General features: G+C 59.0%; 21 protein-coding genes and 3 pseudogenes. 11 read left to right on the top strand and 13 right to left on the bottom strand.

What is annotated here, in order from left to right; all coding sequences use genetic code 11:
• Positions 1–90: 90 nt before the first annotated feature.
• The 3 genes from ACZZ0G_RS29085 to ACZZ0G_RS29075 form a co-directional block, all read right to left on the bottom strand.
• A complete protein-coding gene (locus ACZZ0G_RS29085; protein WP_463558601.1) occupies positions 91–528 on the bottom strand; it encodes a DUF6130 family protein in 438 nt (145 codons plus the stop codon).
• A 166-nt stretch (positions 529–694) separates the two neighbouring features.
• Positions 695–925, bottom strand: a complete 231-nt coding sequence (locus tag ACZZ0G_RS29080; protein ID WP_463396556.1) for a hypothetical protein — start codon at positions 923–925, stop codon at positions 695–697.
• Between the two features lie 100 nt (positions 926–1,025).
• Positions 1,026–1,931 carry a LysR family transcriptional regulator gene (locus ACZZ0G_RS29075; protein WP_463558600.1) on the bottom strand — a complete coding sequence of 302 codons (906 nt, stop codon included), beginning with the start codon at positions 1,929–1,931 and terminating at the stop codon, positions 1,026–1,028.
• A gap of 155 nt (positions 1,932–2,086) precedes the next feature.
• Here ACZZ0G_RS29075 and ACZZ0G_RS29070 point away from each other — a divergent pair, with 155 nt between their 5' ends.
• The 7 genes from ACZZ0G_RS29070 (at position 2,087) to ACZZ0G_RS29040 (ending at position 7,706) form a co-directional block, all read left to right on the top strand.
• Entirely contained in the window at positions 2,087–2,512 is a 426-nt protein-coding gene (locus tag ACZZ0G_RS29070) for a VOC family protein (RefSeq protein WP_122606237.1), read from the top strand.
• Positions 2,513–2,624: 112 nt separating this feature from the next.
• On the top strand, positions 2,625–3,881 hold the full coding sequence (locus ACZZ0G_RS29065) for a cation:dicarboxylate symporter family transporter (protein ID WP_463558599.1): 1,257 nt from the start codon (positions 2,625–2,627) through the stop codon (positions 3,879–3,881).
• A gap of 117 nt (positions 3,882–3,998) precedes the next feature.
• Positions 3,999–5,102: an alkene reductase gene (locus ACZZ0G_RS29060; RefSeq protein WP_463558598.1), complete on the top strand. Its 1,104-nt coding sequence runs from the start codon at positions 3,999–4,001 to the stop codon at positions 5,100–5,102.
• A 57-nt stretch (positions 5,103–5,159) separates the two neighbouring features.
• Positions 5,160–5,903 (top strand): SDR family oxidoreductase, encoded by a 744-nt coding sequence (locus ACZZ0G_RS29055; protein WP_463558597.1) that lies wholly within the window; start codon positions 5,160–5,162, stop codon positions 5,901–5,903.
• Positions 5,904–5,984: 81 nt separating this feature from the next.
• Positions 5,985–6,371: a nuclear transport factor 2 family protein gene (locus tag ACZZ0G_RS29050; protein ID WP_463558596.1), complete on the top strand. Its 387-nt coding sequence runs from the start codon at positions 5,985–5,987 to the stop codon at positions 6,369–6,371.
• A gap of 65 nt (positions 6,372–6,436) precedes the next feature.
• Positions 6,437–6,871 (top strand): SRPBCC family protein, encoded by a 435-nt coding sequence (locus ACZZ0G_RS29045; RefSeq protein WP_463558595.1) that lies wholly within the window; start codon positions 6,437–6,439, stop codon positions 6,869–6,871.
• Between the two features lie 115 nt (positions 6,872–6,986).
• Positions 6,987–7,706 carry a class I SAM-dependent methyltransferase gene (locus tag ACZZ0G_RS29040; protein ID WP_463558594.1) on the top strand — a complete coding sequence of 240 codons (720 nt, stop codon included), beginning with the start codon at positions 6,987–6,989 and terminating at the stop codon, positions 7,704–7,706.
• A 36-nt stretch (positions 7,707–7,742) separates the two neighbouring features.
• Here ACZZ0G_RS29040 and ACZZ0G_RS29035 read toward each other — a convergent pair whose 3' ends face one another.
• Positions 7,743–8,294, bottom strand: coding sequence for a GNAT family N-acetyltransferase (locus ACZZ0G_RS29035; RefSeq protein ID WP_463558593.1), 552 nt, complete (start codon positions 8,292–8,294; stop codon positions 7,743–7,745).
• Positions 8,295–8,521: 227 nt separating this feature from the next.
• On the opposite strand from ACZZ0G_RS29035, the gene ACZZ0G_RS29030 reads away from it, so the two are divergent.
• A complete protein-coding gene (locus ACZZ0G_RS29030; RefSeq protein WP_463558592.1) occupies positions 8,522–8,827 on the top strand; it encodes a hypothetical protein in 306 nt (101 codons plus the stop codon).
• A 94-nt stretch (positions 8,828–8,921) separates the two neighbouring features.
• On the opposite strand, the gene ACZZ0G_RS29025 is transcribed toward ACZZ0G_RS29030, so the two are convergent.
• The 3 genes and pseudogenes from ACZZ0G_RS29025 to ACZZ0G_RS29015 form a co-directional block, all read right to left on the bottom strand.
• Complete coding sequence (locus ACZZ0G_RS29025; RefSeq protein ID WP_463396546.1) at positions 8,922–9,077, bottom strand: DUF2986 domain-containing protein; 156 nt, start codon at positions 9,075–9,077, stop codon at positions 8,922–8,924.
• Positions 9,078–9,246: 169 nt separating this feature from the next.
• A complete protein-coding gene (locus ACZZ0G_RS29020) occupies positions 9,247–10,155 on the bottom strand; it encodes an alpha/beta fold hydrolase (RefSeq protein WP_463558591.1) in 909 nt (302 codons plus the stop codon).
• Positions 10,156–10,221: 66 nt separating this feature from the next.
• A pseudogene (locus ACZZ0G_RS29015) lies at positions 10,222–10,305 on the bottom strand (VOC family protein); the annotation flags it as partial.
• 168 nt (positions 10,306–10,473) lie between these two features.
• Between ACZZ0G_RS29015 and ACZZ0G_RS29010 the strand changes: the two are divergent.
• Both ACZZ0G_RS29010 and ACZZ0G_RS29005 read left to right on the top strand, forming a co-directional pair.
• Positions 10,474–10,914: pseudogene (locus tag ACZZ0G_RS29010) on the top strand (alcohol dehydrogenase catalytic domain-containing protein); the annotation flags it as partial.
• Positions 10,914–11,171 (top strand): annotated as a pseudogene (locus ACZZ0G_RS29005) (LysR substrate-binding domain-containing protein); the annotation flags it as partial. The pseudogenes ACZZ0G_RS29010 and ACZZ0G_RS29005, both read left to right, overlap by 1 nt.
• 77 nt (positions 11,172–11,248) lie before the next feature.
• On the opposite strand, the gene ACZZ0G_RS29000 reads toward ACZZ0G_RS29005, so the two are convergent.
• From ACZZ0G_RS29000 to ACZZ0G_RS28990, 3 genes are read right to left on the bottom strand one after another with little or no spacing between them, the layout of a single operon-like run.
• Entirely contained in the window at positions 11,249–12,790 is a 1,542-nt protein-coding gene (locus tag ACZZ0G_RS29000; protein ID WP_463558590.1) for a methyltransferase regulatory domain-containing protein, read from the bottom strand.
• 58 nt (positions 12,791–12,848) lie between these two features.
• Positions 12,849–13,538, bottom strand: a complete 690-nt coding sequence (locus tag ACZZ0G_RS28995) for a phytanoyl-CoA dioxygenase family protein (RefSeq protein WP_463558589.1) — start codon at positions 13,536–13,538, stop codon at positions 12,849–12,851.
• A gap of 19 nt (positions 13,539–13,557) precedes the next feature.
• On the bottom strand, positions 13,558–14,040 hold the full coding sequence (locus tag ACZZ0G_RS28990) for a GNAT family N-acetyltransferase (protein ID WP_463558588.1): 483 nt from the start codon (positions 14,038–14,040) through the stop codon (positions 13,558–13,560).
• A gap of 264 nt (positions 14,041–14,304) precedes the next feature.
• Here ACZZ0G_RS28990 and panB point away from each other — a divergent pair, with 264 nt between their 5' ends.
• The gene (panB, locus tag ACZZ0G_RS28985) at positions 14,305–15,120 is read left to right on the top strand and encodes a 3-methyl-2-oxobutanoate hydroxymethyltransferase (RefSeq protein ID WP_463558587.1); all 816 of its coding nucleotides are present in this window, start codon (positions 14,305–14,307) and stop codon (positions 15,118–15,120) included.
• Here the strand turns inward: panB and ACZZ0G_RS28980 are convergent.
• The 3 genes from ACZZ0G_RS28980 to ACZZ0G_RS28970 all read right to left on the bottom strand — a co-directional run bounded on the left by ACZZ0G_RS28980 (position 15,117) and on the right by ACZZ0G_RS28970 (position 18,245).
• Positions 15,117–16,517: an aminotransferase-like domain-containing protein gene (locus tag ACZZ0G_RS28980; RefSeq protein WP_463558586.1), complete on the bottom strand. Its 1,401-nt coding sequence runs from the start codon at positions 16,515–16,517 to the stop codon at positions 15,117–15,119. The two genes, panB and ACZZ0G_RS28980, sit on opposite strands and share 4 nt — an antisense overlap.
• Before the next feature lie 95 nt (positions 16,518–16,612).
• Entirely contained in the window at positions 16,613–17,665 is a 1,053-nt protein-coding gene (locus ACZZ0G_RS28975; RefSeq protein ID WP_463558585.1) for an NAD(P)/FAD-dependent oxidoreductase, read from the bottom strand.
• A 103-nt stretch (positions 17,666–17,768) separates the two neighbouring features.
• Positions 17,769–18,245, bottom strand: a complete 477-nt coding sequence (locus ACZZ0G_RS28970; RefSeq protein ID WP_034155440.1) for a hemerythrin domain-containing protein — start codon at positions 18,243–18,245, stop codon at positions 17,769–17,771.
• Between the last annotated feature and the right edge of the window lie 81 nt (positions 18,246–18,326).

Here is an 18,326-nt window from a genome sequence, read left to right as displayed (position 1 = left end):
GGGCGGCTCGAGTGGATCACACAGTCTATGAGGTTAGGTGATCGGGCCGGTTGGGGAGGAAAAGTTTCGGCAGTGTCGGGCTGACGGGCATCAGGGTTTTATCGCTGGAACGTCAAAATTCACCGTTGTGGCGGTGAGAATCTTGTGTGTCGGATCGGCGACTTCGAGGAGTACCTTGTGCGGGCCCGGCGCCAGTCCGACCAGAATAATCGGATCCTCACTGGTGTGTGCCCATGTGCCTTTCCAGTCGTCGACAGTCACGTGCAGATGACCCAGACGCGGTGACACCTCCCCGGCGGCTTTGCCAAACACCGGCATGATCCGGGCGTGCTCGGTTCGATACTGAATGATCACGACACCCCGAGCGAGTGGTCCGGGCAGCGGTGGATAGGCAATCAGCTTCGGCGCCGCTTCCGAATCCACTGGGAGAAGGGCGGGTGGCTGCGGGGTTTCGGCTTGCGCTTGTCCGTGTGCGGAAATGCACACCATTGTCGCCAGGACGAGCAGATTTCTGAGAGCGAGGGACATGCTGTTTTGCTCCCGCGTGAGGTCTTTCAAGGTTAGTTGAAAACGCGCAGGTGGGCGGATCCCCGACGGGAATGCCGCGAGCAAATCAGACGCGCAACGGCTGAACGAAAAAAGCCCGACGGATGAGGTCGGGCCTTTCTTCGGTGACTGCGATGAAGCGCTGCATTCAGACGGCGCGGCGTTCGAGCAAGCGGTCTGAACCACCTTCGGCAATGGCATCACTGAACAGTGGATCGGTTTCAGTCGCAGCTACTGCGTCGCTGAACAGTGGATCTGTCTGGGTCGCGGCGGCGACTGCATCGCTGAACAGCGGATCTGTCTGGGTGGCAGGTTCAGCGGCAAATGCATTCAGGGCGAACAGGGAGAAAGCGATGCTGAGAAGGGCTTGGCGTTTCATGAGTGTGTGCTCCGAGGTGTAGTGGGTTTGTCTGGAGCCGATCTTACGCCGCGCTGTTGATAAGAGAACTTCATTGAATTAATGGTTGTTATTGATGCAGTTAATGATCCTGTTTTTTGAACCCATTGGGGATTGAACCGGGATTCACCTGAGCACTGATCAGCTCAGCCAACATCCGTACAGGTTCGGTGAAGGTCTGGGGAGATCGGTGCACCAGCCCGATATCCCGGTGGAAGGTGTGCTGGCCGAGTTCGAGTACCCGGACCCCGACCGGCCATGCAAAGTCGGGCGCCGTCTGCGGCACCAGCGCCACGCCGACGCCGTTTTCGACCAGTCTGATGATCGCTTCCAGTTCATCCAGCTCGCAGACCTCGTGCAGGGTGAAATGCATCTGCCGCAGAAAACGGTCGACCTGTCTGCCGCCGAAGGAGGATCGGTCATAGCGAATGAACGGCTGGCTGGAAAGCAATCGGGTCCAGTCATCGCCCGGCATGTCGCGTGGCACGATCAACCGGTAAGGCTCCAGCGCCAGGGTGGTCCAGCGCAGATCACTCTGCAGTGAGAAGGGTGGGCGGATGATCACGGCCATGTCGATCTCGCCAGTATCAACGAGGTTGACCAGTTCCATCGACAACCCCGGCACCACGCGGGATCTGCACTGCGGGCAGTGTTGGTGAAACTTCGCCAGGGCATCAGGCAGATAAGAGCGCTGCACCGAGGCAATCGCGCCGATGTTGACCAGCACGCTGGGCGGCAGCCCAACCGTTGTAGTACCGAGGCTGTCGTAGAGCCGCAGCAGCTCTTGCGCTTGCAGCAATATCTGGTGACCCATCCTGTTGAGATGGGCCGAACGCCCCTTTCTGTCGAAAAGCTCAAAGCCGAGTTCGGCTTCCAGACGCTGGATCTGTGCGCTGACGGCAGCCTGTGTGAGGCCGATTCGGTTACCGGCAGCAGCGAATGTGCCTTCGCGCGCTACGGCGATGAGTGTCTTCAGTTCTTTGATCATTCACAAATATTAATTGTGTTTCTGAGAAATATATATTGATTTTTATGTTGGGTTTTCCGTCCTAGGATGTTTCCCATCCCCGCCAGCGGCTGAACCGAAAGCGCCGATGACGGTAGGAACGTTCGCCAACCCACAAGAATATGATCGGAGTTCTGATGAGCCTCTCGCCTTTTCATCTCGCAATCCCCGTTTACGATCTGGCTGCAGCGCGCACCTTTTACGGTGAAGTCTTTGGTCTTGCAGAAGGGCGCTCCAGCCATCAGTGGGTCGACTTCGACTTCTATGGCCATCAACTGGTCATTCACGAACACCCGAAAACCGCTTCCCAGGAAAGTGTTCACAGTAACCCGGTCGACGGTCACGACGTTCCTGTGCCGCACTTCGGCATCATTCTGGGCTGGCAAGAGTGGGAGGCGTTGGCCGAGCGCCTGAAGTCCTTTGGCACGCAGTTTGTGATCGAACCTTACATCCGCTTTCAAGGGCAGGTTGGCGAGCAAGCCACCATGTTCCTGTTTGATCCGTGCGGCAACGCTCTTGAATTCAAGGCCTTCAAGGATATGAGCCAGCTCTTCGCCAAATGACAACCGCCATGGCACAACCCGGTTGTGCCATTTGTTCTCTAGTGAGCTGGAAGCTCATGACTCTAGCAACTGCCCATAACGCAGACCTTTCATTCCAACAAAAAGGCTAGACATGAAACGTATTCCCTTGGTGTGGCAAATCGTTGCCGGGCTGTTGCTTGGCGTGCTCGTCGGTTGGTATTTCAATACGCATCCGCAGTATCAAACGTGGGTGAGTGCGGAGATTCTCAAACCCCTCGGTGACATCTTTATCAAGATGATGAAGATGGTGGTGGTACCGATTGTGTTCTGTTGCATGATTCTGGGCATTGCCGGCGGCGGCGATAACAAGTCGTTTGGCCGCATGGGTATCAAGTCGCTGGGATATTTCTTTGCGATTACCGCGCTGGCGATCGTCGTCGGCTTGTGTTTCGCGAACATCTTCGAGCCGGGTACCGGTACCGATATTTCCGGCCTGTCCCACGGCACGGCGTCGATCAGCATGGAGCCGTCAAAAGGCGCGCTGGTGATCTTGCAGAACATCGTGCCGGACAATGTTGTGGTGGCGATGGCGGAAGCGAAATTGCTTTCGGTGCTGTTCTTCGCCGTGCTGTTCGGCCTCGCCTTGAATGCGCTGCCGCGAGAAAAAAGTGCACCTGCAATCGCGCTGGTTCAGAGCATTTCCGATGCGATGTTCAAGGTCGTCTCAATGGTTATGGCCTACGCGCCGATTGGGGTCTTCGGCATGATTGGCGCAACGGTCGCGACGTTTGGTTTTGCCTCGTTGTTGCCGCTGCTCAAGTTGATAGGGGTGGTTTACCTGGCGCTGATTGTTTTCGCCTTGGTGATACTCGGCGGCATTTGCTACTTGATTGGCGAAAACATTTTCAAGTTGATTCGCTACTTCCGCAGTGAACTGATTCTGGCGTTCTCGAGTGCTGCTTCAGCCGCGGTCATGCCGCAGTTGATGACCCGATTGGAGAGTTACGGTGTACCGCGTCGGATCGTCAGTTTCGTGGTGCCAGTGGGTTATGCATTTAATCTGGATGGCGCTTCGATCTTCCTCGGGGTCGCGACGATCTTCGTCGCGCAGCTCTATGGAATCGACTTGTCGCTGTCTCAGCAAATATTGCTGGTGGTGACGATGGTGCTCACCTCGAAAGGCGCGGCGGGGGTGCCCGGGTTTGCCATCATCATCCTCTCCGCGACGTTGGCGTCGGCCGGGCTGCCCTTGGAAGGCGTGGCATTGATCGCGGGTATTTTCAGGATCATCGACAGCGGTACGACGACGCTGAACGTCTTGGGCAATGCCATCGCGCCGCTGGTGATTGCCAAGTGGGAGAGGGCTGCTCTTGAACCTTCACGTGCTCCTGCCACAGCCGAAGTATGAGTTTTTCGCGGACATAAGCTTTTGAAATCGCACTGTTAACGAGTGCGCGCCCGCTGGCAAAGGGGCGTTTTTTTGGTTCTTTTTACTAGACGACCGGTCTATTGATGTGGAGTGTTTATGCTTGATAACGCTGTTGATACCGACCTTTTTTCGCCCATGGCCATGGGCGCGCTGCAATTGGCCAATCGGATTGTCATGGCCCCGGTGACACGCAGCCGCATGGCCGAAGACGGCGTGCCGAATGAAATGCACGCGACTTACTACGCCCAGCGCGCCAGTGCAGGCCTGATCATCGCCGAAGCGACGAACATTTCCGCTCAGGGGCGCGGCTATGCCATGACCCCGGGTATCTGGTCGCAAGAGCAAGTCGCCGGGTGGAAGAAAGTCACCGATGCCGTACACGCCGCCGGCGGAAAAATCGTCAGTCAGCTGTGGCACGTCGGGCGTTTTTCCAGTGTCGAGTTGCAGCCCGATGGCCAGGCACCGGTCGCGCCTTCGGCGATCAAGGCTGAGGGCAGCACTTACACCGAGAAAGGTTTCGTCGAAGTGTCAATGCCGCGCGCACTTGAGACCTCGGAAATTCCGGGAATCATCGAGCAGTACAAGCTTGCCGCCGAGAATGCCAAGCGGGCCGGTTTTGACGGTGTGGAAGTGCATTCCGCCAACAGTTATCTGCTCGACCAGTTCCTGCGCGATTCGACCAATCAGCGCACCGATCAGTACGGCGGCTCTATCGAAAACCGTGCCCGACTGACGCTGGAAGTCACCGAAGCGGTGGTGTCCATCTGGGGCAGCGACCGCGTCGGCATCCGCTTGTCGCCGGTCACCCCCGATGCCGGCAACACGCCGCCGGACAGCAACGTCATGGCGACTTACGGCTACCTGATCCAGCAACTCAATCGATTCAATCTGGCCTACCTGCATTTCGTTGAAGGCGCCACGGCCACTTCGCGCACCGTGCCGGCGGGCGTGGATCTGGACGCGTTGAGCGCGCAGTTCGAAGGCGTGTTCATTGGCAACAACAACTATGACCTGGCGATGGCGCTTGAACGACGGGCGCAGGGCCGCATCGATGCGGTGGCGTTTGGCCGTTTGTTTATTGCCAACCCCGATCTGGTCGAGCGCCTGCGGCACGGCTTCGAACTGACCATTGCCCCGCGTGAGAGTTACTACGGCGGGGGCGCCAAAGGCTACATCGATTGGCCCACCGCTAACGCCTGAATGACCGACCTGACGCCGAGCAGGCGCAATCGCATTCACTGTAAAGAGGAACCGAGCATGAATTATCTGCACAAGAAAGTCGCCATCGTCACCGGCGCATCTTCCGGTATCGGGGCGGCAACCACACGGGCACTGGCGGCTCACGGCGTTCGCGTCGTTGCCGCCGCGCTGGATGAACAGGGTCTGGCAGCCTTCGTCGCCGAGTTGCGCGCGGCTGGAAATGACGTGGTCGCTTTCACCACTGACGTTACGCAACTGGATCAAACCCGGGCACTGGCCAGTTTCGCTCAGGACACCTATGGCGCTGTCGACATTCTGGTGAATAACGCCGGGCTGATGCTGTTCTCCAACTGGGTCGATCTGGCCGTAGAGGATTGGGACAAGATGATCGACGTGAACATCAAGGGCTATCTCAATGCCACAGCAGCCGTGCTGCCAATGATGCTGGAGCACAAGTCCGGGCAGATCCTCAATATGGATTCGGTGGCTGGCCATCAGGTCGGTCCGGCGGCGGGCGTTTACAGCGCCACCAAATTTTTTGTGCAAGCCATGACCGAGTCGATGCGCAAGGAATTGGGCGTACAGCACGGCATTCGCGTCAGTACGGTCAGCCCCGGCGTTATCAATACCGGTTGGGCGGACAAGGTCAGTGATCCACAAGGGCGCAAAGCCGCCCAGGAACTCAACCGCATCGCCATCGCGCCTGACGATATTGCGCGTGCCGTGATTTACGCGCTCAACCAGCCGGAAAACGTCACCGTCAACGACCTGATCATTTCGCCGACGCGCCAGGATTGGTGAGTGTCGGCTGCTTCTGCCGCCGGCTGTCAACCTTGGCTTCCGGTGGCCTCTGTAACTCACCTTCAACGAAAGGAAACAACCATGTCGCAGAACATCAAAGCCGTACCGACCGCCGAATACACCGCTGTCATCGCTACCGCCAATCAATACGTCGAAGGTCTTCGGATCGGTGATGCTCAAGGCGTCGCTCAAGCCTTCCATAAAGAGGCGGTGATGTACGGTTTCACCAACGGCGAATTACTCGGCGGCCCGATCAAGAACCTGTTTGATTTCGTCGAGAAAAATGGCGCAGCCCCCAAAATCAGCACGCGTCTTGACGTGCTGGCGATCACGCCGACCACCGCAGTGGTGCGCGTGGACATGGAAACCGATGCGATCGGTGCTGATTACAACGACTATCTGACTTTGATCAAAATTGACGGCGTCTGGAAGGTCATTGCCAAGGCTTATCACCAGTTCGAGGCCTGAGTAACGTTCGATCCCGGTAGTTCGCTGCCGGGGTCGGCGAATGATCAATCAGAAGAGGAAGCGAGATGTCGAAGGTTGAGTTTTCCGCTGCCGTGGATGGCGCTGCACAACAGGTCTGGAAAGTGATGAAGCAGTTTGGCAAGATCAAGAATTGGCACCCTTCGATCGTGGACAGCCATATCGAAGGCGCAGGACCCGAGACGGTGGGGTGCATTCGCACGCTCACTTTGAGCGATGGCGCCGTTGTCAGAGAGCGCTTGTTGTCGGTTGATGACTCAGCGTTAACGCTGTCCTACTGCTTTGAAGAGGCACCTTTACCGCTGGACAATTACGTGGCCAGCGTGAAGTTGGTGGCTTTGACCGGGCAAGACAAAACACTGCTCAGTTGGCTGGCCAGTTTCGATCTTCGACAGCCGAACAGTGCTGAGCACTATCAGACACTGATCCGCAGCCTGATCGTCGATGGCCACAATGGGCTGCAAGCATTGCTTGCTCGGTAATACACAACACAGGTTCCCACGCCCGCATTCCCTTGAGGAATGCGGGGCATGAACCGAATGAATTTTTCCTCGCGTTCACTTCGGCGTAGCGTGCTCCAAAACAAGGAGTATTACCGTGAGCCAAACCTCGACCAGCCCCGCAGAAAAATTCGACACCTCGCGCGCCAGCGAATACGCCCGACAAAGCCGCATCGCACTGGCCGGCTACGACGCCTGTCACGATCTGGCGGCCTGCATGCTCGCGGCGAGTTTCGGCAGTTCCCGTGCGGCCAACATACTGGTGGTCGGTGCCGGCGGTACGGCGCAGGAAATCGTTGCGATGGCGGCGCTGGAACCGCAGTGGCGCTTCATCGCGGTTGACCCTTCCGCGCCGATGCTGGAAACCGCGACAGAACAGTTGCAGGCCCACGACTTGTTGCACCGAACCCAGGTGCATCTCGGGCACGTCGAGGACTTGCCGGCGGATGCGCAATTCGACGCGGCGACATTGATCGGCGTGCTCCATCATTTGCCCGGCGACGACGCCAAGCGCCAGATCCTGCAATCGATTCAGGCGCGTCTAAAACCGGGCGCGCCGCTGATTGTCGCCGGCAATCATTACGCCTATGCCAGCCAACCGTTATTGCTGCAGGCGTGGGGGCAGCGCTGGCGACAGCAGGGTGCCAGCGCGGAAGAGGTGCAAGCCAAGCTTGGCAAGATTCTGCAAGGCGCCGACCCGCCGCATTCCGAAGCGGCGGTTCTGGCGCTGTTGCATGAATCCGGGTTTGGTGACGCGACGCGGTTCTTCAGCAGTTTGTTCTGGGGGGCGTGGTTGACGTGCAAAACGCCTTCTTGATGCGGACTGACTCGTAAGGTGCGCTCAGACATGCCATTAACGGAACCGTACGCGCTCGATCCATTGTTCCCTGGTCAGCCCATAGCACTTGCACAGGGCCGGTGCACTGGAGAGGTTCAACTCGGCATCATACAAGTGCACGGCGCCGATTTTCAGCAGCGCTTTTTGTGATCGGATGTTGGCGGGGCCGACGTGGAAATAGACGATGTCGTAGACCCTGAATGCATGTTCCAGCATCAGTGCCTTCAACTCACGATTGGCATCACCACCCCATTTTGTCCGCATCAGAAAGGTGTAGCCGATGGCGATACTTTCGGGTTGATCGGGTGGCGTGTAGTAGCTCGACATACCGACGATCTGCCCCGATTCGATATCGATGACGGCGAGTGTTTTTGCGCTGGCCAGTCGAGCCGCGAAGTACTTCTCAAACACCTGCCGCTCATAGCGATCGTGGACGGGATGTCCGGCCCAGATGAGCGGATCGCTCGCCGCTGAAAACAACGCTTCGAAGTCACTGGCGGTCAGCGCCCTGAGTTTTAGCGTGCTTCCATGAAGAACGGGTTGGCAGTCGAATTCACGTACCGGCATGGTGTCTTCTTGGTCGATTTGAGGAGTGCGACCAGTCTAGGGTGGCAACGGGTTAAGGAAAGATCCAATTCGGTGGTTATTCATGGAGCCAACGGTCTACGGGATTCGCTGCCTGAGCTGGTGCAGCTTTTGCTTGGGTGGAGACAAGAGGCGCCTGTTGACAGGCTACGACCTCGGCTCGAGACCCCGTAGGCCAATATCGGCGCAGAAAAGGAGAACCGCCCATCATGAGTCTTTCCACTATTGCTGTTTTATACCGATGGAAACTGCACAGCGGCAAAGAGGACGCGTTCAAGCAAGCCTGGGCTTTGCTATCTGAACAATTGATACAAAGAGGCTCACTCGGGTCGCGACTGCACCGGGGTGCTGACGGCTGGTGGTACAGCTATGCCGCGTGGCCGAGCGTCGCGTCTCGCGACGACGCATTTAATCGGGAACCTCTTGATGCCGGCGCTTTGACGATCATGAGGGCGGCAGTAGCGGAGTCTTGTCCGGAAGTGGTGCTCGAGCCGGTGGTGGATCTGCTGCTATGAAAGGCGCCGCTCGGCCCGGGCGACGCCGTGGGCCAATTGTCCGCACGGTGTTCTGCTGGAGAACTCAGAGGATTTTCGCCAAGCGAGGGGGATTTCAGCTTTCGCGGGTTTCGACTGGCTCTGCCGCCTCGGCTTCCATCTTCGCCCGGTCAGCCTTGCTGATGTATTTAGGCTTTTTCGGCGCCAGTTTGGCGCTGGCCTTTTTGGCCTTTTCCTTGAACAACTGCTTCAGTTTTTTCTGGCGATTCATGTGTTCTGCTCTGCGTGTAAGGGTGAATATCGACTAGCGAAGGGCGTAAACGTAGGCAGCAATTGTCATACCCGGTTCCCATAAACGAATAGACACTCCACGTTCGCTCCTTTCGCTCGAAAAGGGGCGAATCCTGACGTAAGCCTCGGGCCAAGGCAATGCCCATTCCTCACATGGCGATAAAGTCGCGCACAGCCTTGATGGTCGGTACCGGGGCTTCTTCCATCAACCAATGTCCCGCCGCCGGGATCACCACTTCGGTGACGTTGTCAGCGGCGTTGCGCATGACGATCGCTTCGTTGTTGCCGAAGGACTTTTCACCGCCCACGGCCAGCACCGGCATGTTCAAGTGTTTCTGCAGAACCGGGGCGTTGTCGAGGGCGTCCTGACGAATGCTACGGAATTGGGCGAACGCGGCATGCATGGCGCCGGGGCGGGCGTACAGCTTGGCGTAGTGCTGGCGGGTGCCTTCATCGATCTTGGCCGGAGTACCGGCAAATTCGTTCCAGAAACGATCCAGGTAGATGCGTTCGCGTCCGGCGACCAAGCGCTCCATGTCCGCGCCGCCGAAGTCGAAGTGCCAGAGCATCGGTGAGCGAACAATGTCATTCCACGGGGTGATGCCGGGCACGGGTGCATCCATTACCACCAGACGTTCGGTCAGCTCCGGATAACGCGCGGCATAGGCGAACGCGACCATGGTGCCGATGTCGTGACCGATCACCACCGAGCGCTCGATCTTCAGTGCGCTCAACACTTGGCGAATGTCGCCGGCCTGGGTCTTCTTGTCGTAGCCGCCCTCAGGGATCGACGACAAACCCATGCCGCGCAGATCCGGCACCACCACGGTGTGATCGCGGGCCAGATCCGCCGCCAGCGGCGCCCACATGTCGCCGGTATCGCCGAAACCATGCAACAGCACCACAGCCGGACCCTTGCCACCAACCCGCACGTGCATCGTCGCGCCTTCGACTTTGATGTCTTGAGTGTGGAAAGTCGCAGGAAAGGGAACGACGTCGGCGTGTGCCGGGAAACTCAGGGCGAGCAGGGCGAGGGCGGTCAGTAGTGGGCGAGTCATGGCGAAGTCTCCAAGCGTGGTGGCGTTGGAGAGAGCGTAGACGTATCGCTCAGGACCGCTTGAGTTTCATGTGGAGGCAAACGCCGCCTCGATAAAGGCGCCCAGCGCCTGCTCTTCGAGAATCTCGATCGAGAAGTGTCCGAAGCGTTTGGAGCCGTAGCGCTGAGCCGAGGTCGCCGCTAGCCGGGTTGATGTGCGATTGAATTGCTGCAAAATACGCAGCAATGATCTGCATCTGGAGGGTCTTGTTCGTCGGCGGATCGGTTATCAGACTGGAACCGCTGATGTTGAAGCAGCTTCCAGAAAGGAGAGATAACCATGGTTTCCGTGATCCGGTTTGAGCAGTTTGGCAATCAAGACGTACTGCAAATGCAGGCAACCGACTGGCAGGCACCGGGGCCCGGTGAAGTCTGGCTTGAGCAGGAAGCCGTAGGTGTCAACTTTCTTGACGTGACCCAACGCAAAGGCGCGGTCGCGGTTCCGTTGCCTTCCGGTCTCGGGCTGGAGGGTGCAGGACGTGTGGCTGCGATTGGTGCAGGTATGAGCAACGTCAGCGTCGGCGATCGTGTCACCTACGCCACCGGACCGTTGGGCGCTTACGCCTCGGCGCGGCTCTTCCCCGCAGAGCGTCTGGTCAGAATTCCCGACACCTTGTCCTGCGACGCGGCAGCGGCGGTGATGTTCAAGGGCATCACCGCGCAGTATTTGTTGAAATCCACTTATCCCGTAGGGCCGGACACCACGCTTCTGCTTTACGGAACCTGACCGCCAGTGACAGCGAGTCGCTGCTGGCCGCTGCCCGAGCAGATTCCGGCATTCTGGGCGCGGGAGACTGGTTGATGAGCCGCGATATCGCCGCCGGAAAGCTGATTCATGTCCTGCCTGACTGGCAACTCGATAGCGCTGGAGGTGTTTATCTGGTCAGACCATCGGCGCGGTTTCCAACGGCGGTGGTCGTCGCGTTCAAGCAATGGCTCGAAGCGAAGTTCGCGCCCGCGCCGCCGTGGGCTTTTTGATAACCGGCACTGGTGCGTGCTGATGGCGCGAGTGGCCGCAGATTTCCTGTCTGCACCACTGCGCGCCACCGGTGCGATCAGACGATTCTCAACGCGCTCAGCACAATCAGTGATTGCTCGGCAAAAGCCTGAGCCTGTTCGGTCAGTGCGGCGACGTTGGCTTCGGCGGTGGTCAGCGCTTTGCCGTCCTTGACCAACACTTCGTTTTGTTCGGCGATGATGCTCCACGCCAGTTGCGCCCACTCCGCCGGGTGCTGTTTGCCTTGGCGGATTGCGATCAGGAACAGTTGCTGGAAGCGACTGACCGTGACGCCACCTCCGGTGACCGGGCTGCTCAACACCTGAATGTCGGCGTTGAACAACGCGCGTTTGCACAGTTGCAGGTTGAACGCGGCGCAACGCTCGTACACTAACGCCTCGGCGGCTTCGCTCTGGCAAGGGGCTACCGCGCCCATGCTGACCAGGATGGCGATGGCCTGTTCCAGATCGTCGTAGGCCATTGGTGTCACCGCATCGAGCAACTGCTGCATCGTTTTGGCTTCATACGTCTGCCCCGCGAGTGCATCGAGGACCGGGCCATAAATTTCGGGTTGCAGTGACGCTTCGCCTGCGGGGCCGGTGACGCTGGAGGCTACGTTTTCTACCGGTTGCATCAGGACAAAACGCGAACTGAGCATGCGCGACCGGCGCTCGGTCGCGCTGAGTCGGTTGGCACCGCGCACGTACAGATCGCGACGGAAAGCCTGGTTGACGAAATAGTCACGCGCCTGCTCGCGCATCACCGGGTGTTCGATCCCGTCGAGAAAGGCCAGGCCTTCGGCGCTCAGGTTGAGTACGTCGACCGAATCCAGTGGCACCGCCGTCGTGACGTAATCGAGCTTGGCCGGGGCCAGCGCATCGACCATGTCGGCGAAATACATGCAGTTCCAGTCGCGATTGAAATATTCGTGGGCGACGTATTGGCGATCCTGACCTTTGATGGTCTGCAGGCGCGCGCCCAGGCTCGGCGCAGCAATGGCGTACTTGGGGTTAGCCGCCAGCAGCGCTTCGGAAAACTGCAACGCGGCATCGATGCGCTGATCCGCCCGCGTCGAGTGACTGGCAAAGCGGTCGTGCAGGCTGAACAACTGGCGCAACGGCGCTGCAGGCGACCAGCCCGGGAATGCGTTGTAGCTGACGTACAGATGACCACCCGGTTTGAGGTGGCGGCGGGCGAATTCGACAATCAGTTTCTGGTTGTCACGGCTGACCCAGGTCCAGATGCCATGCAGGCTGATGCTGTCGAACTGCGGCAAATCATGGCGCGCCAGCAGTTGCTCGAAGCTGTCGTCATACAGCTTCGCACCGTTGTTGCTGAGTGCTGCCAGTTCAATGGCGTGAGCTGCCTGACCGGGGTGGAAGTCCGTACCGACGAAGCCTGCCGGGTTGGCCGTGGCGTGGATATTGATCGACACACCCTGACCAAAACCGAGTTCGCAGTGATAACCGTCGGGATTGTCCAGGCCGGCAAAACCGCGCAACAACAGACAGTAACGCTGGAAAACCGGATTGATTTCCCGGCTATAGCTGTAGGTGTAGCCTTCGTCGGTGAAATAACCTTCGTTCCAGGCATTGCTCATGGGTGCAGCCTCTTGAATCGTAATTGAAAGTAGCTTTATACGTGATGGACTTGCGCCGTTAAAACCTCTCGGTGTCCACCAGGATGTTGTCGGCCGGATCGAACCATTCGATAGGGTCCATGCGGATATTTCGCAGGGCCACGGTTTGCCGGTGAGACGCGTACAGCGGCTCGGCCCAATAGTTGATCAGCATCGAGCGTCGGCGCGCGCCCGACAGATTCCGGCTTCCCGCATGCAGCAGGTCGACATCGAACACCAGAATGTCACCCGCACGGCCCGTGAGCTGGACGGATCGCGTCTCATCATGGACATCAGCGGGCGGCGCTCCGGACGCGGGCCGATGGCTGCCGGGGACGAGGCGGGTCGCGCCATTCTCGTTGCCATAGTCATCGAAAAAAGCCAGGGCCACCACGCAGTCGCCGGGGCGTTGCGCGGACAAGTCGCGATGCAGTTGCTGATGGCCGCCCCCCGCAAGTGGTTCACGACCCTCTACCTGGGACAGAAAGAAGCGCTCCGCGATCAGCTCACCCACCACCGCCAACAGCGCTGGCAAGCGGCACACCGCGCGCACGGTCGCATGCTCATCCAGCAGCGAATGGCGCCAGTCCTGACCCCGTGGGACGGGCCAGCGATCTGACGGCAGCACACCCGCATCGAACGCCTGGTGCAGGTCGTCCAGCCACTCGGCGGGTATGGCGCGACGGAGCAGGGCAAAGCCCTGCTGATGGAGCTGTTCACGTTTATTCATGATCGGATGTGTTCGCTCCTCACAATCGAACGCCCATCTCCAGGGCACGGGTCTCGAAGCCGAACTCGGCATACATACGCACCGCGCGCTCGTTGAAGGGCCATACAGTCAAACGCAAATCCTGCGCATCGTGCTCGATGGCCCAGTCCTTCACGGCTTGAATCAGCGTACGACCGATCCCTTTGCCCCAGAACGGCTCGGCCACACACACCGAGCCGATGCGCACCACATTCTGCGGCTGCATCAACGGCCCGGAACTGGCGGACAGGTTGGCGCTAATGAACGCGACGGGCCGGTCAGCGGTGCTGGCGATGTAGACGATCTGACCGGGCTTTTCGAATACCCCGGCCCAATGCGGCAAGTCGCGGGCGAAATCTTCGGTCGCGGCGGCGTAGATATCGGGGCGGGCGGCGTGGTGGACCGAATTGAGCAATTGGCCCAATTCGCTCATTACCAGCGCATCGTCAGCAGTGGCAATGCGGTAGGTGATGACTTCTTCCATGATAAAAATTGCTCCCTGGATGTGTTCATAAGCTTCGCATCCTGCGGTAAACGGCGAAATAAAGCATCCAGGATCCTGCGCGCATTTCAACGAAGCCGGGTGCACCTGGGTCGCTTTTTCAGGCAAATCTGTGCATTGAATGTTTTTCCGTCAGGCGAATAATCGAGCGCTCGAAACCTTTTGGATTGAGCACTGTATGAAAGATTTTCGCGTTGATTTCGACGACATTTATCGTTTACGGACGGCTGCCTCAAGGAGTCGCCCATGAGCCTGCATACCCGCACCAAACGCCTGACCGTGCCGCAACTGGTCGCCATGAAAGGCCAACAGAGAATTGTCTCGCTGACGGCGTATTCCAGCAGTATCGCCAAATTGATCGACCCGATCGTCGACTTTATTCTGGTCGGCGATTCCACGGCCATGGTCGGTTATGGCCGCGCCTCGACACTGAGCATGCAGCTTGAAGAAATCATCGGCCATACGCGGGCGGTGGTCGATAGCACGCGCCTGGCCTGTGTGGTGGCCGACATGCCGTTCGGCAGTTATCAGGAATCCAACGAACAGGCCTTTCGCAATTGCGCTCAGGTGCTGGCACGGACCGGTTGTGATGCGGTGAAGCTGGAGGCCAACAAGGCCTTGGCGCCGACGGTCGAGTTTCTGGTGGCCCGTGGTATTCCGGTTATGGCCCACGTCGGGCTGATGCCGCAGTTCGTCAATGTCATGGGCGGCTTCAAGGCTCAAGGCCTGACGGCTGAAACCGGCGCAGTGATTGCCGGTGATGCGCGGGCCAATCTCGACGCGGGCGCCTTTAGTCTGTTGCTCGAAGGTGTGGCCGAAGGCGTGGCGCGGCAGATCACGCTGGACTCGACAATGCCCACCATCGGCATTGGCGCTTCACCGGCCTGCGACGGCCAGGTGCTGGTCACCGAAGATGTGCTCGGCCTGGGCGGTGAGCACCTGCCGCGTTTCGTCAAACGCTACGCTGATGTCGGCGCGCTGATCAGCGAGGCGTGCGCGCAGTTTGCCGAGGATGTGCGTCATGGGCGGTTTCCTGAAGCGCGGCATTGCTATGGACTTTAAGCGCGGTTTTCTTCGGTGATCGCCTGCGCCAGTCGTTCCACCGCGTGGTCGATGTCCTTGTCCCAGTCGAGGGTGTAACTCAGGCGCAGGTACTGCTTCCAGGCGCCTTGCTGGCTGAAGATCTCGCCGGGGGCGATGACGATCCGCTCGGCCAGCAAGCGCTCGAAAACCGTTTGCATCGCGATCGGACGCAAGACCTTGAGCCAGAAGCTCGCGCCACCTTGCGGGACGACCACGTCCCACTGACCGTTGCCGTGTTGTTCAAGCAAGGCGTGCAGCTGTTTCATGCGCTTGAGCAACTGTGCTCGCAGCGTCTTCAGGTGCTGGTCGATGCGCCTGGAGCTGTACAGTCTGGCAATCGCTTTCTGCCGAATGGGCGAGAGGCGAAATCCACGCTGCATAAACAATCGATGAAACTGCGCCGCATGCTGACGACACAGCACATAACCGTGAGGCGCTTCGCCGCCAATGATCTTGTCGAACGTCGAGAACACCAGCAACTTGTCCGGGTCGGCAAAATCGCGATAGCGCGCCGGTGAATCGGAGAAGCACAACTCGCCCCACGTATCTTTTTCGAACAGCCAGATATCGCGCTCGGCCAGCCAGTGGCAGATCTGCTGTTTATCCTGCGCCGGCATCAACTGGCCTTGGGGCATATTCACCGTGGAGGAGAGCACTGCCAGGCGCACCGGCTCCCGCGTGAGCAGCGCTTTGAACGCGGGCAGATCGAAGCGGCCGTCATCGCCAAGGGGCATTTCGATGACGCGGATATTGGCCGCCTGCAATTGGCGCAGAATCGCCCACGAGCAGGGCGACTCTACCAACGCCACGCTGCCGCCCAGATTCAAGGCACTGAGTGATAATTCCAGCACGCTACGCAGATCCGCGCCGATGTACACCTGCCCGGCCTGCCAGTGGCGGTGTGCGGAACGGGTGTAGCGTTCGGCCAGCGCCGCGCGCAATTCCGGCTCGCCGAGGGGCTGATAGAGCGGCGCGTGCGAGCGCGGGTATTGGCGGGTCAGTTCGCGCTCGATTAGTAACAACGGCGCCTGCAGCGACAGCAACATCGCCGGGGCATCGCTGCTCAGGGCCAGCATGGCAGGCTGACGGGCGCTGGCGAAGACGCTGTCCAGAAGATTGCCGGAGTGGGCCGTCACAGGCGCCGCCGGCATCGACCGGGTGAAATAGCCGAACCTGGCTTTGGCGTGGATTCGGCCCTCGTCTTCGAGCAGTGCGTAGGCGTATTTGGTCGTCGATACCGAAACGCCGAGGCGCAGGGCCAGTTGTCGCAGGGACGGCAGTTTCTGCTCGCCCGCGCCACTGGAGGCCTCGATCAACCCGACGAGGTAGTGGTAGACCGCTTGATAGGCGAATGAAACGTCCCTGTGTGCCGTCAATGCTGCTCTCCTGGTTTGCCTCGATTTGCCAGTGCCCGGAATGACGCTGCGTTACCCGCGCAGGTCCCTTGCTGCAAAACGTCGGCCAGTCTAAATCAAGTCTGAAAGAAGCGCTTAGGGCGGCAGGGCTCGAGTGCTGCGGATGACTGGCACTCAAGCAATTCTTCACTGGCAAGGCGCCCGACGATCGCCGCCAGCGTTACACCGGGGTGCATCGCGCAAACGTAAACTCCACCGACCCCTGGCAAGTAACCAACAACGGGGAGGCCATCAGCGGGCATGGGCCTCAGCCCGACGGCGACCGTTTGCGCCTCAATGGAAACCACCCCGTTAAGTTCTTTGCGTATGGCTTCGGCGGTTTGCCGGGCGATGTCTGTCGGCGAGTTGCCCGGCGCCTCTCCCAGATAATCTTCAGCGGCCAGCAACGTGCCGTTGGCGCTTTGCCGAATTTCCATTTCAGGGCTGGAGATGATGCCTTTGACGAGGCCCGGTTGGGTCTTGTAGCGGATGAAAATGGCGGGCGAGGCGTCGATGGGCAGGTCGGCGTTCAGCAACTGCGTCAACTGCCGGGTGCCAGTCCCTGTGGCAAGCACAACAAGGTCGGCATTGATCGTGCCTGTTGTGGTTTCAACGCCGGTCACGGTTGCTTTGCAAGTTTTGAAGCCGGTCACCCGGGTATGCGTGAGCAATTGCGCCCCCAGCGCCTGGGCGCCGGCAATCAAGGCGTGGGTGGCCTGCACGGCGTCGAGTGCGCCTTCTTCCGCGCGAAATAACGCGCACCGTGGGGGATTTTTCAGGTTGGGTTCGCGGGCAAGCACTTCGGTAGCTGACAGCAGCGTTGCCGAAGCAGGATGTTCTGCCGATTCGTCGTACGACAAGGCCCCGGTCCAGCGAATCTGCAAGTCCGGCAGCTCGGTTTGAAGTCGGCGATAGGCTTCGATGGCCGCACCGCGCAACTGCGCAATGGGATCAGCGCCGGTGTACGTGGTATTGATCCAGGCGAAAGAGCTTGCCGTCACGCCACTCGCGATCTCGCCGGTCTCGATCAACGTGACCTGCGCCCCTTTGCCGGACAGGTGATACGCAAGGGAGGCGCCGAAGATGCCTGCACCCACCACCACAATTCGCCGATGGGCGGTATTTTTCATTTCAACATTCCCTGTTGTCGACGGCTTGATCCTGCAACAGGGTAACGATGCGAGCAACCAGAAAAAAGCCCGGCCAAAGCCGGGCTCGTACGCGGTTAACGGATTAAGCGGCCATATTTCCCGCGGCCATTTCCTTCTTGCAGCTGGCTTTCATGGCCTCCATCTGCGCGCCCAGCTCTTCGAGTTTTTCCTTGCCCAGGAGCTTTTTCGCTTGAGGAAACATTTCGGTTTCTTCCTCCTCAATATGGTGCTCCAGCAGTTCCTTGACCACTTTCACTCGACCGGAAAACTCTGGAGTGCCCGGGTCGGTGAGTTTCAGATCGGGCAGCACCAGTGAGTCGACGGTGCGATGTTCTTCCTTCGCCTCGAAATACATGACGTCCTGTTCCTTGCTGCCGGCGGCCTTGAACGCGGGGTAAAGGATTTCCTCTTCGAGGCGGGTATGGATGGAGATTTCCATTTCCAGTTTGCCCAACAGCTCGACACGTTTTTTCAGTGCACGCTCGGTTGAGTCGCTCAGTTGGCTGAGGATGTCTTTGACTTTTGCATGATCGGCTTTGAGAAGGTCGATGGCGTTCATGGCGTTGCCTCTGCTGTCACGGAGTGAACACAGACCGTTGTCTCACGGCGCTGTGAATGCTCTGAAACTGTGGCATTTGCC

The organism is Pseudomonas sp. AC169 (assembly GCF_979258515.1).
This window is presented reverse-complemented; position numbering and strand designations above follow the sequence as displayed.

Excerpts from the sequence above, each read along its gene's own strand:
- ACZZ0G_RS28990 (WP_463558588.1), bottom strand. The coding sequence starts at position 14,040 with ATGGAAGAAGTCATCACCTACCGCATTGCCACTGCTGACGATGCGCTG.
- ACZZ0G_RS29025 (WP_463396546.1), bottom strand. The coding sequence starts at position 9,077 with ATGAATCGCCAGAAAAAACTGAAGCAGTTGTTCAAGGAAAAGGCCAAA.
- ACZZ0G_RS29070 (WP_122606237.1), top strand. The coding sequence starts at position 2,087 with ATGAGCCTCTCGCCTTTTCATCTCGCAATCCCCGTTTACGATCTGGCT.
- ACZZ0G_RS28975 (WP_463558585.1), bottom strand. The coding sequence starts at position 17,665 with ATGAAAAATACCGCCCATCGGCGAATTGTGGTGGTGGGTGCAGGCATC.
- ACZZ0G_RS29020 (WP_463558591.1), bottom strand. The coding sequence starts at position 10,155 with ATGACTCGCCCACTACTGACCGCCCTCGCCCTGCTCGCCCTGAGTTTC.
- ACZZ0G_RS29060 (WP_463558598.1), top strand. The coding sequence starts at position 3,999 with ATGCTTGATAACGCTGTTGATACCGACCTTTTTTCGCCCATGGCCATG.
- ACZZ0G_RS29065 (WP_463558599.1), top strand. The coding sequence starts at position 2,625 with ATGAAACGTATTCCCTTGGTGTGGCAAATCGTTGCCGGGCTGTTGCTT.
- panB (WP_463558587.1), top strand. The coding sequence starts at position 14,305 with ATGAGCCTGCATACCCGCACCAAACGCCTGACCGTGCCGCAACTGGTC.
- ACZZ0G_RS29045 (WP_463558595.1), top strand. The coding sequence starts at position 6,437 with ATGTCGAAGGTTGAGTTTTCCGCTGCCGTGGATGGCGCTGCACAACAG.
- ACZZ0G_RS28995 (WP_463558589.1), bottom strand. The coding sequence starts at position 13,538 with ATGAATAAACGTGAACAGCTCCATCAGCAGGGCTTTGCCCTGCTCCGT.
- ACZZ0G_RS29030 (WP_463558592.1), top strand. The coding sequence starts at position 8,522 with ATGAGTCTTTCCACTATTGCTGTTTTATACCGATGGAAACTGCACAGC.
- ACZZ0G_RS29085 (WP_463558601.1), bottom strand. The coding sequence starts at position 528 with ATGTCCCTCGCTCTCAGAAATCTGCTCGTCCTGGCGACAATGGTGTGC.
- ACZZ0G_RS29075 (WP_463558600.1), bottom strand. The coding sequence starts at position 1,931 with ATGATCAAAGAACTGAAGACACTCATCGCCGTAGCGCGCGAAGGCACA.
- ACZZ0G_RS29000 (WP_463558590.1), bottom strand. The coding sequence starts at position 12,790 with ATGAGCAATGCCTGGAACGAAGGTTATTTCACCGACGAAGGCTACACC.
- ACZZ0G_RS28970 (WP_034155440.1), bottom strand. The coding sequence starts at position 18,245 with ATGAACGCCATCGACCTTCTCAAAGCCGATCATGCAAAAGTCAAAGAC.
- ACZZ0G_RS29055 (WP_463558597.1), top strand. The coding sequence starts at position 5,160 with ATGAATTATCTGCACAAGAAAGTCGCCATCGTCACCGGCGCATCTTCC.
- ACZZ0G_RS29080 (WP_463396556.1), bottom strand. The coding sequence starts at position 925 with ATGAAACGCCAAGCCCTTCTCAGCATCGCTTTCTCCCTGTTCGCCCTG.
- ACZZ0G_RS29050 (WP_463558596.1), top strand. The coding sequence starts at position 5,985 with ATGTCGCAGAACATCAAAGCCGTACCGACCGCCGAATACACCGCTGTC.
- ACZZ0G_RS29035 (WP_463558593.1), bottom strand. The coding sequence starts at position 8,294 with ATGCCGGTACGTGAATTCGACTGCCAACCCGTTCTTCATGGAAGCACG.